Genomic DNA, 15,291 nt, shown 5'->3' with positions numbered 1-15,291 from the left:
GACCAAGAAGGACAGAGACCGTATGGCGACCATATCGCCCGCTGCTGATTTTGCACCCGTCGCAGCCCCGGCTGCGGCCCCCGCCCGCACGCGTGACCCGCGACTGGATTTCTATCGCGGCATCGCGATGTTCATCATCCTGATCGCCCACATTCCCAATGATCCTTGGGCGAATTGGATCCCGGCGCGCTTTGGGTATTCGGACGCAACCGAGATTTTCGTGTTCTGTTCGGGCATGGCCTCGGCCATCGCCTTTGGCGGGGCGTTCCTGTACAAGGGCTGGTGGATGGGCACGGCCCGAGTGGCCTATCGCATCTGGCAGGTTTATTGGGCCCATATTGCCCTGTTCTTCTTTGTCGCCATGACAATGGCAGCGCTGGACCTAACCGGCGCGTTCGGGAAAACCTATGTCTCGTCCCTGAACCTTCAGCATCTCTTCAATGATCCCGCCCCGCAGATGGTGGGGATCTTTACCCTGACTTATGTACCGAACTACTTTGACATCCTTCCGATGTATCTGGTGGTACTGGCGCTGATGCCGCTCTACATCGCGCTGTACCGTGTCAGTTTCTGGCTGATGGCGGCTGCATCTGTGACCATCTGGTGCATCACTCAGACCGGCGCGCTGGCCCTTCCGGCCGAGCCGTGGTCGGATCGGCAATGGTTTTTCAACCCGTTTGGCTGGCAATTGCTGTTCTTCACCGGATTTGCCTTGATGCGCGGATGGATTCCCGCTCCACCAGTATCGAAATCTCTGGTCTGGGCGGCTGCCTTGTTCCTGATCCTGTCAGCTCCGTTTGGGTCTTGGAAGGTCTTCCTCTGGGTTAACAGCGCTGCGCCTGAGTTGGGCGCTGCGATCCGAAAGATCTGGCCACTGACCGACGAATTGCGCGACAAGACCGAGTTTGGCGCGCTGCGATATGTCCATTTTCTGTCACTGGCCTATCTGGGCTGGGTCGCGGCTGGCGAACATGGTCACCGCCTGATTGCGACGGGCCACAGCATGGGTGCGCGCGTCTGGCAATTCCTGCTGACGGTCATCACCAAAGTCGGTCAGCAATCCCTTGCGGTGTTTGTATTTTCCATGGCAGCAGCACGACTTATCGGCGTTGCCCTCGATCAAGCTGGGCGGGATGTTGCCACCGTCTTTGTCGCCAACATAATTGGCTTTGCCATGATCATCGGCGTGGCCTATCTGGCAGCTTGGTTCAAGTCTCAACCCTGGAAATTGAAGAGATGAATTTCACCCGTCGCGCATTCCTAGTCTCGACGACTGCCTTGGCCTTTGCCCCATCGGCCTATGCGACCGGGGGCGCAGTCCCCTTTGACCGCGACCACGTGATCGAACTGGCCCGCGAACTGGCCAGCCGCCCCTATGCGGAACGCGAAATGGTTCCACAAGAATGGCAGGATCTGACTTACGAACAATATCGCTCGATCCGTTTTCGACTGGACCGGGCGTTGTGGTACGAAACCGAAACGCCATTCAACGTCGATTTCTTTACACCGGGCCTGTATTTCCCCCGGACCGTCAAGGTGGAAACGGTCGAAAATGGCATGACAACACCAGTCGATTTCGATCTGGGGATGTTCGACAAATCCGAAGATGTGCCGCAATTGCCCATCGACGAGACACTGGGCTTTTCAGGCCTGCGGCTGCGGACCGAGATGCACCGCCCCGGCAAGACGGATGAGTTCTGCGTCTGGCAGGGTGCCAGCTATTTCCGCGCTATTGGTCTGGACGAGGTCTACGGTCTGTCGGCACGCGGTCTCGCCCTGAAAACAGGCGACCCGGATGGCGAGGAATTTCCTGAGTTCATCCGTTTCTGGCTGGAGCGCCCCAAGCCCGGCCATCGGAATATGGTCGTACATGCGCTGATGGACAGTCCCAGCGTGACTGGGGCCTATCGCTTCAATGTCACGGCGGGGGCGGATTGCATTATCGACGTCGAGGCCACGCTGTTTCCCCGCGAAGACCTACCTCATGTAGGTATCGCGCCGGGCACCTCGATGTTTCTGTTCGACCAGACCAACCACAGCCGGTTCGACGATTTCCGTCCGGCCGTCCATGACAGCGACGGGCTGTTGATCCGCAATGGCGCGGGCGAGGTGTTGTGGCGTCCGCTGGCAAACCCGGCCCGCCTGCAAATATCGTCTTTCGTTGACGAGAACCCGCGCGGCTTCGGGCTGATGCAGCGCAAGCGCGAGTTTTCGGACTATGCCGACCTTGAGGCGAATTATCACAAGCGCCCGGGCCTGTGGGTCGAGCCTCGGGATGACTGGGGCAAAGGCACCGTTACACTGGTCGAGATACCGGCCGATCAGGAAATCTATGACAACATCGTCGCCTATTGGCGTCCGGCAGAGCCCTATGCGGCAGGCAGTCGGGTTGACCTGTCCTATCGTCTGATCTGGGGTGAGGAGCCTCAGCGCACTCCGATGCCACGGGTGACCAACACCGCCATGGGCGAAAACACCTTCGGTGAGGGGCGTTTGGCCGTCATCGATTTCGAAGGCAGCGATTTGTTCGATGATATCGAGGCGATCAGTGTCTTCGTGGATTCCCCTCATGCCGAAACCTCGGACGGTGTTCTGCAACGCAACCCGGATACGGGTGGATTGCGTCTGGCGTTTTCGTTCCAGCCTGATGGGCGCGATCATGTCGAATTGCGCGCGCAACTGCTGAAAGACAAACAGCCCGCCTCTGAGGTGTGGCTTTACCGATGGACCATATGAACCGCGATCTGCATATCATGCCGCCTGAAGCACCTCTGGCGATGCCCGCGCAGAATTTCAGCGTGGGGTTCCACGATGCCGATGCCCCGTCGGGCACAGACACGGGCGCGACTGGATTTTGGCGCGCGCTTGCGTTTTCACCGGCGATGGTGGCGACATTGGGCCTGCTGTGGATCATGAGCGACTGGTTCAGCGCCCAGGGGATCAATCTGATCGAGGGCATCCTGTTGGCGCTAATCTCGTTCAACTTCTTCTGGATTTCGTTCACGGTCTGCACCGTTCTGCTGGGTATGGTTTCGCTGTCGCGACAGGATCGCCCGCAGCGCAAGCGCACAGCACAGCCCCTGCGCGTGGCCCTTTTGACACCGGTATACAACGAAGTGCCATGGAACGTACTGGGCAACGCCCGCACCATGCTTGAAGATTTGCAGGCACGCGGAGGGCAGCATCACTATGCCATGTTCATCCTGTCCGACACACGCGATCCTGAAATCGCGGCACAGGAACAAGCCAGCGTCGAAGCCCTGCGCACCACGCTCGCCCCGGGGCTGGAGTTGTATTACCGCCGCCGCGAGCAGAACACCGACCGCAAGGTGGGTAACATCGCCGACTGGGTCAGTCGCTGGGGCGCAGACTGGGACGCGATGCTGGTTCTGGATGCGGACAGCCTGATGACAGGTCGCGCCATACACCGGCTGACCGATGTTTTGGCGCGTGATCCCGGTGCCGGGCTGATCCAGAGCTATCCGCAACTGATCGGCGCGCAATCGGTTTTTGCCCGGATGCAACAATTCGCCAATGGGGTCTATGGCATCGCCTTTGCCGAAGGGTTGGCGCGCTGGTGCGGGCAAGAGGGCAATTATTGGGGCCACAACGCCATAATCCGCACCAAGGCTTTCGCCACCAGTGCCGGACTGCCCAAGCTGCGTGCGTTCAACGGTCAGGACAAGCTGATCATGAGCCACGATTTCGTCGAGGCTGGATTGCTGCGCCGTGCCGGATGGGCGGTGCGGTTCCTGCCGCGCATTCGGGGATCTTACGAGGAAACGCCCCCCACACTGATCGATCATGCGATGCGGGATCGGCGTTGGTGCCAGGGCAACCTGCAACACCTGAAACTGCTGGGCTCGACTGGATTCCGGGCCGTCTCGCGTTTTCACATGTTCCACGGTGCCGTAGGATACCTGATGTCACCGTTGTGGTTTGCGCTGCTGTTGATGTGGGCACTGATCGGTCAGGGCAAAGACGCCTCTGTCCTGCATTACTTCAGCCCCGATAATCCGCTGTTCCCGCAATGGCCGGAAATGTCGGAAACCCGGCACGTTCTGATCATTCTTGTGATGTATGCAATGCTGCTGGCACCCAAGGTGCTGGGAGTTCTGGCTTTGCCGCTAAGCGGTGTGCGTTATTCCGAGTTCGGAGGCGGCCTCAAGTTCCTGACCTCGTTTCTGGCCGAGGTCATTCTGTCGATCCTGTATGCGCCGATCCTGATGGTGCAACAGATGATCGCCGTTTTCCGGACAGCGCTTGGCATTCAGCGGGGCTGGTCGCCGCAAGCACGCGACGGTGGCAGTTACGGATTGCGCACGCTGATCCTGTGTCACGCATTGGAAACCGTCAGTGGCATAGCCTTGAGCGTTGGTATCCTGTCCGGGCTGGTCTCGATCTGGCTGGCTCCGATTGCCATCAGTCTCGCCCTTGCCATTCCGCTATCGGCACTCAGCGGTGTTTCGGCCGGTGCCGCACGCCGGATGGTCGGAATGCGCGAGGATTTCCGCGAACCTGCCATCACCCGGTCGGCCCGGCGTTACCGGGCCGAGCTGAAGCAATTGGTTGAAGGCAAGATCAAGATGACCCCGGCAGAGTGATCAGCTGCCGGGAAGCCCTTCGTACCAATCCACGACCATATCAGCCCAACCGGCTGGAACTGTATGACCGCCCGGGAACAAGGCAAACTCCAGCGCGCTGCCTTTGGCACAGGTGGTCCAGCGGCGGCGCATGAAATTCCCCGTTGTGCTAAAGCCGGCCGGTTTGTGATCGACGCAGCCATTTGCCTCGCGCCAGATTTCGAGCCCGGCATAGATATCGCCCTGCTGAAACCGGCCACCGCCCAGTACGCGCCCCTCAAGCGGTACCACGTTGTCCGTCCAGCCATGGGTATGAAACATCCGGATCGGACCCTTGCAGGTTTCCGGGTGTGGCCGCCAGAATCCTCCGGACACCGGAACATATGCCGAAAATGTCTCGGGCGCCTTGCAGGCGAGATAGTTGACCATAAAGCCACCAGCCGAAAACCCGCCCAGCATGACCCGGTCCGCATTGATTCCAAACCGGTTTTCTGCGTCCTGAACCACTTCGGATAGAAACGCGGTTTCATCCCGTTCGCCAAATCCAGGAATAAAGTTCCAGCTTTTTCTGCCGCCCCGGTTGGGCCTTTCCGAACCTTCCGGTGCCATCACAGCATACCCCCGCGCCAGCAGAGGTTCGACCATCCCGCGATTTCGCATCGTGCCAGATCCACTGCCGCCATACCCGTGCAGAAACACCACCAATGGCGGGTTTTCCGCATCGGGCAATTCGATATGATACGCGCCCAAGGAGGTTTCGCAAATTTCCCCGTGATCAGCACAATCCGCCAAGGCCAACTGCGCGGTGAAGGCAAATACTGCTGCCAGGCTGATTTCCCTGATCATCCTGCATCCTCACTGTATTTACGGACCGGTAAACCGGCTCTTACCCATCCCGGCCCGGCCGCCGAGCCCAACATACCCTCGGGTACGTCGATGATATTTGTGAATCCGGCTTCAATCAAACGATTGCTGAGGCGCGCGGACCGCACCCCACGGGCGCAAATCAGCGCCACGGGCGCAGCCTGATCACCGCCGGTCATTTGTGTCAGAACGTCGACGAAATCCTCGCGGCGCAAGTCCAGCGGTACCGCGCCCTCGCCAATTCCCGAGGCGCGCCACTCGCGCGGTGTGCGGATATCAACCAGCAGAACGCGCCCGTCCACTGCCTGCTCATGAGCGTCGGCCACACTGATCCGGCCACCGCTGTGATCTTCGGGGATCAGCCTGTATTGCCTAATCGCAAACCCGGCAGCAATCGCGGCACCGACGCCAATCACTACCCACCGTCGGGATCGGTTCATTTTTTCGGCCACACCTCAGCCTCCTGTTCGCTGGTGCTGTTTCTATCACAACCAAACAGCAGGTTGCGCGGTGAAAGACAGCTCGCAGATCAAGATCGCGTCATTAATGCGCTGCGCCGCCAATACCTTGGTGATCCATTTCAGCTCGTTAAAAAGTTGCCATCTCTGGACAGTCGGCAAAATATCCTTACAAAATTGACCTCACCCTGACCGCCCAGACCGGAGTATCGCACTTGTCCCTATTCCTTATTGCGGCCCTTCCCTTCCTTGGTGCTGTATTTCCCGCACTGCTGATCCGCGCGGGCCGAAATGCCGCCGCATCCGCAGCCGGGTTGACCACATTTCTGGCCCTGATGGGGCTGCTGATCCACATCCCTTCGGTAATGCGCGGAGACGTCGTGACTGCCCGGTTTGACTGGATACCGAGGTTGGGCCTGAACGCGAATTTCATGCTGGACGGGCTGGGATTTCTTTTCGCCTTGCTGATCCTTGGCATTGGATTGCTCATCATCCTCTACGCACGGTTCTACCTGTCGCGCGAAGATCCGATGGGGCAGTTCTATACCTATCTGCTGCTGTTTCAGGGGGCGATGGTTGGTATTGTCCTGTCCGACAATATCCTACTTTTGATTGTTTTCTGGGAACTTACATCGCTCAGCTCATTCCTGCTGATCGGCTATTGGAAACACCTGCCCGATGGCCGTCAGGGCGCGCGCATGGCTTTGGCCGTCACCGGCTCGGGCGGGTTGGCGATGATCGCCGGGATGCTGATCCTCGGCAATATCGTTGGATCCTATGACCTGAGTGTCATTTTGCAGAACAAGGAGCTGATCCAGGCGTCCCCCTACTACCTGCCAGCGTTGATCCTGATCCTGCTGGGCGCCTTCACCAAGTCGGCACAGTTCCCGTTTCACTTCTGGCTGCCCCACGCAATGGCCGCGCCGACGCCGGTGTCTGCCTATCTGCACTCGGCCACCATGGTGAAAGCCGGTCTGTTCCTGATGGCGCGGATGTGGCCTGTTCTGGCAGGAACAGATGCGTGGTTCTACATCGTGGCCACGACTGGTCTGATCACCATGCTGCTGGGTGCGGTCATCGCGCTGTTCAAGGATGATCTAAAGGCGTTGCTGGCCTTTTCGACTGTATCCCATCTGGGCCTGATCACCATGCTATTGGGCTTTGGCACTAAAATTGCCGCCGTGGCCGCCATTTTCCACATAATCAACCATGCGACCTTCAAGGCCGCCCTGTTCATGACCGCCGGGATCGTGGATCACGAAACCGGCACGCGGAACCTGAAACGGCTGGGGGGTCTGCGTCACCTGATGCCGATCACCTTCACCATCGGCACCATCGCGGCCCTGTCCATGGCGGGTCTGCCGCCGCTGAACGGCTTTTTGTCGAAAGAGATGATGCTGGAAGAGACCGTTCACACCACTTGGTTGCATTCACATTATCTGGTTCCGGGGCTGGCACTTTTGGCAGCGCTGTTCTCGGCCGCTTATTCTTTCCGCTTCGTCAGCCATGTTTTCCTTGGACCCAAGCGAGAAGACTATCCCAGCCATCCGCATGACCCGCCTGTCGGGCTGTGGCTGGCGCCCGCACTGCTGGTTGTACTGGTCGTCCTGATCGGTCTGAATTCCGCCGCGATCGTTGGCCCCCTGATCGCCGTGGTTTCCAGCGCGGTGATAGGCGGCGAGAAGCTGCCGTATTACTCGCTCAAACTGTGGCATGGCTTCACGCCCGCACTTTACATGTCGGTTGTTGCGACATTGGGCGGCCTTTTCCTGCTGGCGCTGCACAAACGCGGCGAGCAGGTCTGGAATGCCCTGCCCCGGCCCGAGGCCAAGGTAATCTTTGAGGCTATCATCGACGCGCTGACCAGATTAAGCCGCTGGATCACCGATGAAATGCATAACGGTGTTCTCAGCCGCTATGCGATCATCTTCGTCGCTTTCACCGTGGGCCTTGGTTATTACGCCTATTCGACAGGAACCATCGGCTTGGAAACCCGCGTTCCGCTGCCAGCGCAGATCATTCCGATGATCGGCTGGATTTGTCTGGTGGGCGCAACGCTTGGTATCATGTGGTTCCACCGGAACCGCCTGTTGTCGCTGGTGTTGATCGGCGTCGTGGGCCTGATCGTTTCCATCGCGTTCAACTATCTTTCCGCTCCGGACCTTGCCCTGACGCAAATCTCGGTCGAGGTGGTAACGATGATCTTGTTGCTGCTGTCGCTGAACTTCCTGCCGACCGAGACGCCATGGGACAGCAGCGCAGCGCGGCGATGGCGGGATGCCGCGATTTCCGTCGTTGCCGGTCTTGGGACCGGCGCGCTGGTCTACGCGATGATGATGCGCGATTTTGCATTTCCAACGATTTCAGAGTTCCATCTGGCCAATTCCTATAAGGGCGGTGGCGGCACCAATGTGGTCAACGTGATCCTGGTCGACTTCCGGGGTTTTGATACGTTTGGAGAGATCATCGTGCTGGGCATTGCCGCGCTGATTATCTTTGCGCTGACGGAATCCGTGCTAAGCACCAATGTCCGCAGTTACCTGCTGAATCGCAAACCGCACTGGCCGCAGTCTGGTGATTCACACCCGCTGATGATGGTTGTGGCGACCCGCGTGATGATGCCGATTGCGCTGATGGTCGGAGCCTATATTTTCTTCCGTGGGCACAACCAGCCCGGCGGCGGATTTATCGCTGGGCTGATCGTCGCCATCGCCTATCTGATGCAATACATGGCCAGCGGCTATACTTGGGCGATTGAGCGGCAGCGGTTTTATTACCACGGCACCATTGGCTGGGGCGTGCTGATCGCCGCTGCCACGGGGCTGGGGGCCTGGTTCAATGAACGCCCCTTCCTGACCAGTGATTTTGGCTATCTCCACTGGCCCCCGCTTGAGGAATTCGAATGGGCCACCGCCATGCTGTTTGACACGGGCGTGTTCCTTGCGGTTCTGGGTGCGGTCATGCTGGCACTCGACAGCCTGTCCCGCTTTGCGTGGCAGCCCGGAATGGCACAGGAATTCCCGATGGATATCAATCCCCTGCGGGACTCTCCACCGGAACAAGAACAAGAGAAGGAGCAGGCCTGATGGAAGCGCTCGTAGCCTCTGCCGTCGGTATATTGACCGCTGCCGGAATATTCCTGATCCTGCGCCGCCGGACGTTTCCGGTCATTCTGGGCCTGTCGCTGATCACTTACGCAGTCAACGTGTTCCTGTTCGCGACCGGGCGCCTTGCGCTGAACGCCCCCCCGGTTCTGAACAAATACAAGGACGTCGCTTATACAGATCCTTTGCCACAGGCGCTGGTGCTGACCGCAATTGTGATATCTTTTGGGATGACCGCGGTGATCGTGATGATTTCGCTCAGCGCGTACCTGTCCTCCAAGGATGACCATATCGACATGACAGCGCAGGACAGCGTGGACGCAGCAGGAGAAGACGCATGAACCACTGGATCGTTGCGCCGATCGTCCTGCCCGCGATCCTGGCTCCGTTTAGCATCATGGTCCTGCGATACCATCTGGATCTGCAGCGCATCTTTTCCGTTGCCGGTGTTGTGGCCTTGCTTGGGATTGCGCTGACAATCACGGCGCAGGCTTCGGGCGGAGATATTCAGGTTTACGAGCTTGGAAACTGGCCCGCCCCGTTTGGCATTGTCATGGTACTGGATCGAATGTCGGCCATGATGGTTCTACTAACCGCGCTGCTGGCCTTACCGATTGTCCTCTATGCAATAGCTTCGGGCTGGGATGATAGGGGCAAACACTTCCACGCCCTGTTCCATTTTCAGCTTATGGGTGTCTGCGGCGCATTCCTGACCGGAGATGCCTTTAACCTTTTCGTGTTTTTTGAAGTTCTGCTGATCGCCTCTTACGGTCTGATGACCCATGGTGGCGGTGCGGTACGGTTGAAGGCGGGTGTGCAATATGTGGCTTACAACCTGTTGGGATCGACCTTGTTCCTGTTCGCCTTGGGCACGATCTATGGCGTGACCGGGACACTGAACATGGCGGATATCGCCACAAGGGTTGCCGAAATCCCGGCCGAGGATACGGCATTGTTGCGGGTTGGCGCAGTCCTTTTGCTTTTGGTCTTTTGCATCAAGGCCGCCGTTCTGCCCCTGCATTTCTGGCTACCTGCCAGCTATGCCAATGCGCCAATGCCCGTCGCAGCCCTGTTTGCAATCATGACAAAGGTCGGGGCTTACTCGATTCTGCGGATGTTCACACTGGCCTTTGGCCCCGATGTCGCAGCGACAGAGGGTCTGGCGGGTGAGTGGTTGCAACCTGCTGCGCTTGTCACTTTGGCTGTCGGGACTATCGGCATTCTGGGGTCAAAACATATCGCCCGCATGGTGGCGTTCTGCGCGATTGCATCCATGGGCACCCTGTTGATCGCAATCTCGCAATTCACGCCTGACGCAACAGCCGCAGCGCTGTACTATGTGTTCCATTCGACACTGGCGACAGCCCTGCTGTTCCTGGTTGCCGATCTGGTGATGGCGCGGCGAGGCGGGGCCATCGCACCAACGCCCCCCATGCCGCAAAGCGGGCTGGTGTCCGCGCTGTTCTTCGTGGGGGCGATAGCAATGGCGGGAATGCCGCCCTTGTCCGGATTTATTGGCAAGCTGCTTGTGCTGGACGCCTCGCGCGATGCTTCCGATGCCACGATGGTCTGGGCCGTGATTCTGATCAGCTCTTTCGTCACAATTATCGGGCTGGCCAGAGCCGGGACATTGATCTTCTGGAAAAGCCACGACACTCAGGCTGTTCCAATAGAGATGCCTGCGGAAAACGAGGCTGCCCCTGAACCAGTCGCACCGGAACCGCAACCGGGTCTTGCCTTTACCGCCGTTTTCGGCGCAGTAGCCGGCCTGATCCTGCTGACATTGTTCGCGGGCCCTGCGCTGGAATATACAAGCCAAACCGCAGAGCAGCTGTTTGCGCCTGAAAACTACATCTCTGCCGTATTGGGAGGGGCCGAATGATGAAACTGCTACACCGGATATTTCCGCACCCTCACCTGACCATTTTGTTGACGATCGTCTGGATCCTGCTGGCGAACAAGCCGTCGCTGAATTCTCTGGTCTTTGGCCTGATCCTTGGGATCATCATTCCCTTTGTCACACAACCCTACTGGCCCGACAGGCCCAAGCTGCGCAACTGGCCAATGGTCGCCGAGTACATGATCGTAGTGCTGTGGGATATTGTCGTCGCGAATGTGACCGTGGCCCGCATCGTCCTGTTCAAACGCAATGAAGACCGGCGGCCCAACTGGGTGTGCATTCCACTGGAGCTTCGGACACCCGAGGCCATAACCGTGCTGGCCGGGACCATCACGATGACGCCCGGCACCGTCAGTTGCGACCTGTCAGCACAGGGGCACAATCTGCTGGTTCATTGCCTGGACGCGCCGAACCCAGATCAGGTGCGCGACGAAATCAAGCAGCGCTATGAACGTCGCCTGAAGGAGATTTTCGAATGATCGAATACGCAATCTACTTTGCATTTGCCTGTTTCGGCGCGGCGATCATGATGTGTCTGTGGCGGATCATCACCGCGGATGGCGTTGGGACCCGGGTTCTGGCTCTGGATACAATGGTCATCAATACGATTGCCCTGATGATCCTTTATGGCCTGTCGAAAGGGACCGAGATTTTCTTTGAAGCGGCCATGATCATCGCGATGCTGGGTTTCGTCTCGACCGTGGCATATGCGCGCTTCATGCTGCGCGGCAACATCATCGAATGAGGGTGATATGACATTCATTGCAGAGCTGCTGATCGCCGTTTTCCTTATAATCTCGGGTGTTTTCGGGTTTGTCGGGTCCTTCGGCATGATCAAGCTGAATGACCCTATGTCCCGCCTTCACGCACCGACCAAGGCGACAACTTTAGGCGTGGGTGGGGTGTTGCTGGCTTCGATCACCCATTCCGTTCTGCTGGAAGGCAAACTGTCGCTGCACGAGCTTCTGATCACGCTGTTTTTATTCCTGACGGCTCCGATCACGGCCCTGTTCATTGCAAAATGGCATATTCACCGTCATGAACTGCCCAGCGACCTGCCCGATGCTGGCGAGGATGAGCTTTGGGCCACCCACGCTGTCGAGCAGGTCGAGGATGTTCCGGACCACAGCGCGAATTAACACAAATGCACACATCTCCGCTGCCCCTGACCCGTGATCTGGTTTTAATTGGCGGCGGCCACACCCATGCTCTGCTGCTGCGCAAATGGGGAATGAGCCCTTTGCCCGGCGCGCGGGTAACCGTGATCAACCCCGGCCCCACCGCTCCCTATTCCGGGATGTTGCCCGGATATGTCGCCGGACATTACGACCGGTGGGAGCTGGATATCGATCTTGTCAGACTGGCCCGTTTCGCAGGTGCGCGGGTGATCTTGGGCACGGTCAATGGCATCGATACCGAAACACACGAAGTGCATGTCCTCGGGCATCCTCCGGTAGGCTTCGACGTGGCTTCGGTCAATGTAGGGATCACGTCGGACATGCCCGCCTTGCCAGGCTTTGCGGAACATGCAGTGCCAGCCAAGCCGCTGGGACCTTTTGCTGCGAAATGGGCCGAGTATCTAAAGGGTCAAGGCCCGGCCTCGGTCGCTGTGATCGGTGGCGGCGTCGCGGGCGTCGAACTGGTCATGGCGATGGCACATGCGTTGAAGGCCAGGGGGCGGGCGGCACAGATTACCCTGATCGATAGGGCCTCGGCCCTGACTGCAACCAAACCCAAGGCGGCGGCAACAATCCGGATTGCAATGCATGACCTTGGTGTGGAGGTGATTGAAAACGCGGTGATCACCCGGATCGGGCAGGATCACGTGGAACTACAGGACGGGCGCACAATTCCGGCTGGTTTCGTGACCGGTGCCGCCGGAGCCCGCGCCTATGACTGGATCGCAAACACAGGGCTTGACCTTCAGGACGGACACATCCGAGTGAACGGCTACCTGCAATCCAGTGATCCGGCTGTGTTTGCCGCCGGGGATTGCGCCCATCTTACGGACAACCCCAGACCGAAGGCCGGTGTCTATGCGGTGCGCGAAGCGCCGGTTTTGTACGATAATCTTCGCGCAGCGCTCGGCGCGGGACAGATGCGAAAATACACACCGCAAAAAGATTATCTCAAACTGATCTCACTGGGTGGCAAGTCAGCACTGGCCGAGCGTTTGGGAACATCGTTCAGCGGCCCGTTGATGTGGACATGGAAGAACCATATCGACCAGACCTTTATGAACAAGTTTCGCGACCTGCCGCAAATGACACCGCCCGCCCTGCCACGCGACCGGGCAGCCGGGCTTGATGAGGTTTTGGGTGAAAAGCCCATGTGCGGCGGATGTGGAGCAAAGGTCGGGCGCGACGCATTGCAACTCGCCCTGAAATCCCTCCCCGCCCTTACTCGTACCGACATCACCGCCCTACCCGGCGACGATGCCGCGCTTTTGCAAACAGGCGGGGCGCAGCAAGTCATGACGTCCGACCACCTGCGGGCTTTCACCAACGATCCCGCACTTATGACGCGGATCGCTGCCGTTCACGCTCTGGGGGATATCTGGGCCATGGGGGCCGCACCTCAGGCGGCCACGGCAACAATCATCCTGCCGCGCATGTCTGCCGCCCTGCAAAGCCGCACAATGTCCGAAATCATGTCGGTCGCGAGTGACGTCATGCGGGCTGCGGGCGCGGAAATCGTGGGCGGGCACAGCTCAATGGGCGATGAGATGACTGTCGGTTTCACGCTGACTGGCCTGTGCAAGTCTACCCCGATTACATTGGCGGGTGGTCAGCCGGGGGATCGCCTGATCCTGACCAAGCCCTTGGGAAGCGGTGTTCTGATGGCGGCGGAAATGGCTGGTCTTGCCGAAGGGGCCTGGGTCGCGGCAGCCTACAAACATATGACACAGCCCCAGGGCGATGCAGCCCGCATTTTGGCCAACGCCCATGCGATGACCGACGTGACCGGGTTTGGTCTGGCCGGGCATCTGCAAGGCATCTGCGACGCATCGCATTGCGGCGCTACGCTTGAACTGGACGCGGTAAAGGTGATGGACGGCGCGCTTGCGCTGACGGATCAGGGGGTCCGGTCAACGATTTTTGCCGACAACAACGCGATTGCGCCCGATCTTCCGTCCGGGGGCAAGGCGGCGCTGCTTTTTGACCCGCAAACAGCCGGGGGTTTGCTGGCCGCCGTGAATGCGAAGGACGCCGAAACCCTTCTGCAAGATCTTCTGGACGCGGGATATACGGCAATGATCATTGGCCAGCTGACCGACACACCGGGTTTGCGCCTTCAAAGCTGATCCAGAAGGCTTTCAATTTGCGCGGCCGCGTTGCTCAGCCCCGTGTTGTCCAAAGTTTCCACATCAAAACTGGCCAATACCTGCACCGGGCGGGATTGCCGGGATTTGGTGTATGCGGGATCATAATGCTGTTCCATCAACGCCTGTGTCAGCGCCTGTTTTTGACCCGCATCAATCAATCGCAGCCATCCGTCCACGACCTCATGCCCGCGATGGAACCGCAGCGGCGATAACCGGTCACGCAAACGGTCACTGTCAGACAGGATGTCGTCATAAGCCCGCACCAGATAGGCCGAACGTGCTTCAATCGAAGCCGTGATGTTCACACGCGGAGCATTACACAACGCGTTCCAAAGGCTGGGTGGCAGGATCAAGCTGCCAATTTTGGATGATTCCGCTTCGACCACGACTGGACGCGCCGGATCCATTGAACACAGCGCAGCGGACAGGGCAGATTCAAACCCCTTCTGACTGGGCTGCCCCCCTGGCCTTTCGCCCAGCAAGGACCCGCGATGGTTGGCCAGCGCTTCAAGGTCCAGAATCTGTACGCCTCGTGCGTGCAACAGAGCCAAAAGATCGGTCTTTGCGGTGCCCGTGTAGCCATCCAGCGCGATCAGCCGATGTGGCAAGGGATCATCGTACAAATAAGCGTTCACCAATCGACGGTAGGTACGATAGCCGCCGTCTACCACTTCGGCGCGCCAGCCAATTTGCTGCAACATCCATGTGAATGATCCGGAACGCTGTCCACCGCGCCAGCAATAGACCAAGGGGCGCCACGCTCCGTCATGATGGCTGAGGTGGTGTTCGATGTGATTGGCTGCATTGCGGAATACCATAACAGCACCCAGCTTGCGCGCCAGAAAGGGGCTGTCCTGTACATAAATGGTTCCGACCCGGGCGCGTTCCTCGTTGTTCAGCACAGGCAGGTTTATTGCACCCGGCAGATGATCTTCGGCAAACTCGGCAGGGCTGCGAACGTCGATCACGGTATCATAGCCGTGCGCGTAAAGTTGGGTCAGGTCAGGAAATTTCAGAGCCATGCCGAAGGTCTAGCTTGCTGCGTTTCCGATGAAAA

At 58.7% G+C, this 15,291-nt stretch carries 13 protein-coding genes; 10 read left to right on the top strand and 3 right to left on the bottom strand.

Going from position 1 to position 15,291, the window contains the following annotated elements; all coding sequences use genetic code 11:
* Nucleotides 1-22: 22 nt before the first annotated feature.
* The 3 genes from ACR0DY_RS14370 to mdoH are packed head-to-tail and all read left to right on the top strand — an operon-like array spanning nucleotide 23 to nucleotide 4,604.
* Nucleotides 23-1,240 (top strand): OpgC family protein, encoded by a 1,218-nt coding sequence (locus ACR0DY_RS14370; RefSeq protein WP_480546492.1) that lies wholly within the window; start codon nucleotides 23-25, stop codon nucleotides 1,238-1,240.
* Nucleotides 1,237-2,736 carry an OpgD/OpgG family glucan biosynthesis protein gene (locus ACR0DY_RS14365; RefSeq protein WP_267363684.1) on the top strand — a complete coding sequence of 500 codons (1,500 nt, stop codon included), beginning with the start codon at nucleotides 1,237-1,239 and terminating at the stop codon, nucleotides 2,734-2,736. The genes ACR0DY_RS14370 and ACR0DY_RS14365 overlap by 4 nt, the downstream gene beginning before the upstream one ends.
* Nucleotides 2,733-4,604 (top strand): glucans biosynthesis glucosyltransferase MdoH, encoded by a 1,872-nt coding sequence (gene mdoH / locus ACR0DY_RS14360; protein WP_480898595.1) that lies wholly within the window; start codon nucleotides 2,733-2,735, stop codon nucleotides 4,602-4,604. The genes ACR0DY_RS14365 and mdoH overlap by 4 nt, the downstream gene beginning before the upstream one ends.
* On the opposite strand, the gene ACR0DY_RS14355 is transcribed toward mdoH, so the two are convergent.
* Together ACR0DY_RS14355 and ACR0DY_RS14350 are read right to left on the bottom strand one after the other, a co-directional pair.
* Entirely contained in the window at nucleotides 4,605-5,429 is an 825-nt protein-coding gene (locus ACR0DY_RS14355) for a CE1 family esterase (protein WP_480898554.1), read from the bottom strand.
* Nucleotides 5,426-5,887 (bottom strand): rhodanese-like domain-containing protein, encoded by a 462-nt coding sequence (locus ACR0DY_RS14350; protein WP_480898593.1) that lies wholly within the window; start codon nucleotides 5,885-5,887, stop codon nucleotides 5,426-5,428. The genes ACR0DY_RS14355 and ACR0DY_RS14350 overlap by 4 nt, the downstream gene beginning before the upstream one ends.
* 233 nt (nucleotides 5,888-6,120) lie before the next feature.
* On the opposite strand from ACR0DY_RS14350, the gene ACR0DY_RS14345 reads away from it, so the two are divergent.
* Genes ACR0DY_RS14345 through selD form a run of 7 tightly spaced genes read left to right on the top strand, consistent with a single transcriptional unit; the run spans nucleotide 6,121 to nucleotide 14,213 of the window.
* The gene (locus tag ACR0DY_RS14345) at nucleotides 6,121-8,991 is read left to right on the top strand and encodes a monovalent cation/H+ antiporter subunit A (RefSeq protein WP_480485184.1); all 2,871 of its coding nucleotides are present in this window, start codon (nucleotides 6,121-6,123) and stop codon (nucleotides 8,989-8,991) included.
* On the top strand, nucleotides 8,991-9,350 hold the full coding sequence (locus tag ACR0DY_RS14340; protein WP_209503290.1) for a Na+/H+ antiporter subunit C: 360 nt from the start codon (nucleotides 8,991-8,993) through the stop codon (nucleotides 9,348-9,350). Before ACR0DY_RS14345 ends, ACR0DY_RS14340 begins: the two co-directional genes overlap by 1 nt.
* Nucleotides 9,347-10,891 (top strand): monovalent cation/H+ antiporter subunit D, encoded by a 1,545-nt coding sequence (locus tag ACR0DY_RS14335; protein ID WP_480546482.1) that lies wholly within the window; start codon nucleotides 9,347-9,349, stop codon nucleotides 10,889-10,891. Before ACR0DY_RS14340 ends, ACR0DY_RS14335 begins: the two co-directional genes overlap by 4 nt.
* On the top strand, nucleotides 10,891-11,388 hold the full coding sequence (locus ACR0DY_RS14330; protein ID WP_209504851.1) for a Na+/H+ antiporter subunit E: 498 nt from the start codon (nucleotides 10,891-10,893) through the stop codon (nucleotides 11,386-11,388). The genes ACR0DY_RS14335 and ACR0DY_RS14330 overlap by 1 nt, the downstream gene beginning before the upstream one ends.
* Nucleotides 11,385-11,654, top strand: coding sequence for a K+/H+ antiporter subunit F (locus ACR0DY_RS14325; RefSeq protein ID WP_209503286.1), 270 nt, complete (start codon nucleotides 11,385-11,387; stop codon nucleotides 11,652-11,654). The genes ACR0DY_RS14330 and ACR0DY_RS14325 overlap by 4 nt, the downstream gene beginning before the upstream one ends.
* Before the next feature lie 7 nt (nucleotides 11,655-11,661).
* A complete protein-coding gene (locus ACR0DY_RS14320) occupies nucleotides 11,662-12,048 on the top strand; it encodes a Na+/H+ antiporter subunit G (protein ID WP_209597047.1) in 387 nt (128 codons plus the stop codon).
* A 5-nt stretch (nucleotides 12,049-12,053) separates the two neighbouring features.
* Entirely contained in the window at nucleotides 12,054-14,213 is a 2,160-nt protein-coding gene (selD, locus tag ACR0DY_RS14315; protein ID WP_480546480.1) for a selenide, water dikinase SelD, read from the top strand.
* On the opposite strand, the gene mnmH is transcribed toward selD, so the two are convergent.
* Nucleotides 14,204-15,256, bottom strand: a complete 1,053-nt coding sequence (mnmH, locus tag ACR0DY_RS14310) for a tRNA 2-selenouridine(34) synthase MnmH (protein ID WP_480546478.1) — start codon at nucleotides 15,254-15,256, stop codon at nucleotides 14,204-14,206. The two genes, selD and mnmH, sit on opposite strands and share 10 nt — an antisense overlap.
* Between the last annotated feature and the right edge of the window lie 35 nt (nucleotides 15,257-15,291).

Source organism: Ruegeria sp. O6 (genome assembly GCF_056535045.1).
This window is presented reverse-complemented; position numbering and strand designations above follow the sequence as displayed.

Bases quoted from the DNA above. Each gene is read 5' to 3' on its own strand.
- ACR0DY_RS14370 (WP_480546492.1), top strand. From the start codon at position 23: ATGGCGACCATATCGCCCGCTGCTGATTTTGCACCCGTCGCAGCCCCG.
- ACR0DY_RS14365 (WP_267363684.1), top strand. From the start codon at position 1,237: ATGAATTTCACCCGTCGCGCATTCCTAGTCTCGACGACTGCCTTGGCC.
- ACR0DY_RS14350 (WP_480898593.1), bottom strand. From the start codon at position 5,887: ATGAACCGATCCCGACGGTGGGTAGTGATTGGCGTCGGTGCCGCGATT.
- ACR0DY_RS14330 (WP_209504851.1), top strand. From the start codon at position 10,891: ATGAAACTGCTACACCGGATATTTCCGCACCCTCACCTGACCATTTTG.
- ACR0DY_RS14335 (WP_480546482.1), top strand. From the start codon at position 9,347: ATGAACCACTGGATCGTTGCGCCGATCGTCCTGCCCGCGATCCTGGCT.
- ACR0DY_RS14325 (WP_209503286.1), top strand. From the start codon at position 11,385: ATGATCGAATACGCAATCTACTTTGCATTTGCCTGTTTCGGCGCGGCG.
- ACR0DY_RS14320 (WP_209597047.1), top strand. From the start codon at position 11,662: ATGACATTCATTGCAGAGCTGCTGATCGCCGTTTTCCTTATAATCTCG.
- ACR0DY_RS14355 (WP_480898554.1), bottom strand. From the start codon at position 5,429: ATGATCAGGGAAATCAGCCTGGCAGCAGTATTTGCCTTCACCGCGCAG.
- mdoH (WP_480898595.1), top strand. From the start codon at position 2,733: ATGAACCGCGATCTGCATATCATGCCGCCTGAAGCACCTCTGGCGATG.
- selD (WP_480546480.1), top strand. From the start codon at position 12,054: ATGCACACATCTCCGCTGCCCCTGACCCGTGATCTGGTTTTAATTGGC.
- mnmH (WP_480546478.1), bottom strand. From the start codon at position 15,256: ATGGCTCTGAAATTTCCTGACCTGACCCAACTTTACGCGCACGGCTAT.
- ACR0DY_RS14340 (WP_209503290.1), top strand. From the start codon at position 8,991: ATGGAAGCGCTCGTAGCCTCTGCCGTCGGTATATTGACCGCTGCCGGA.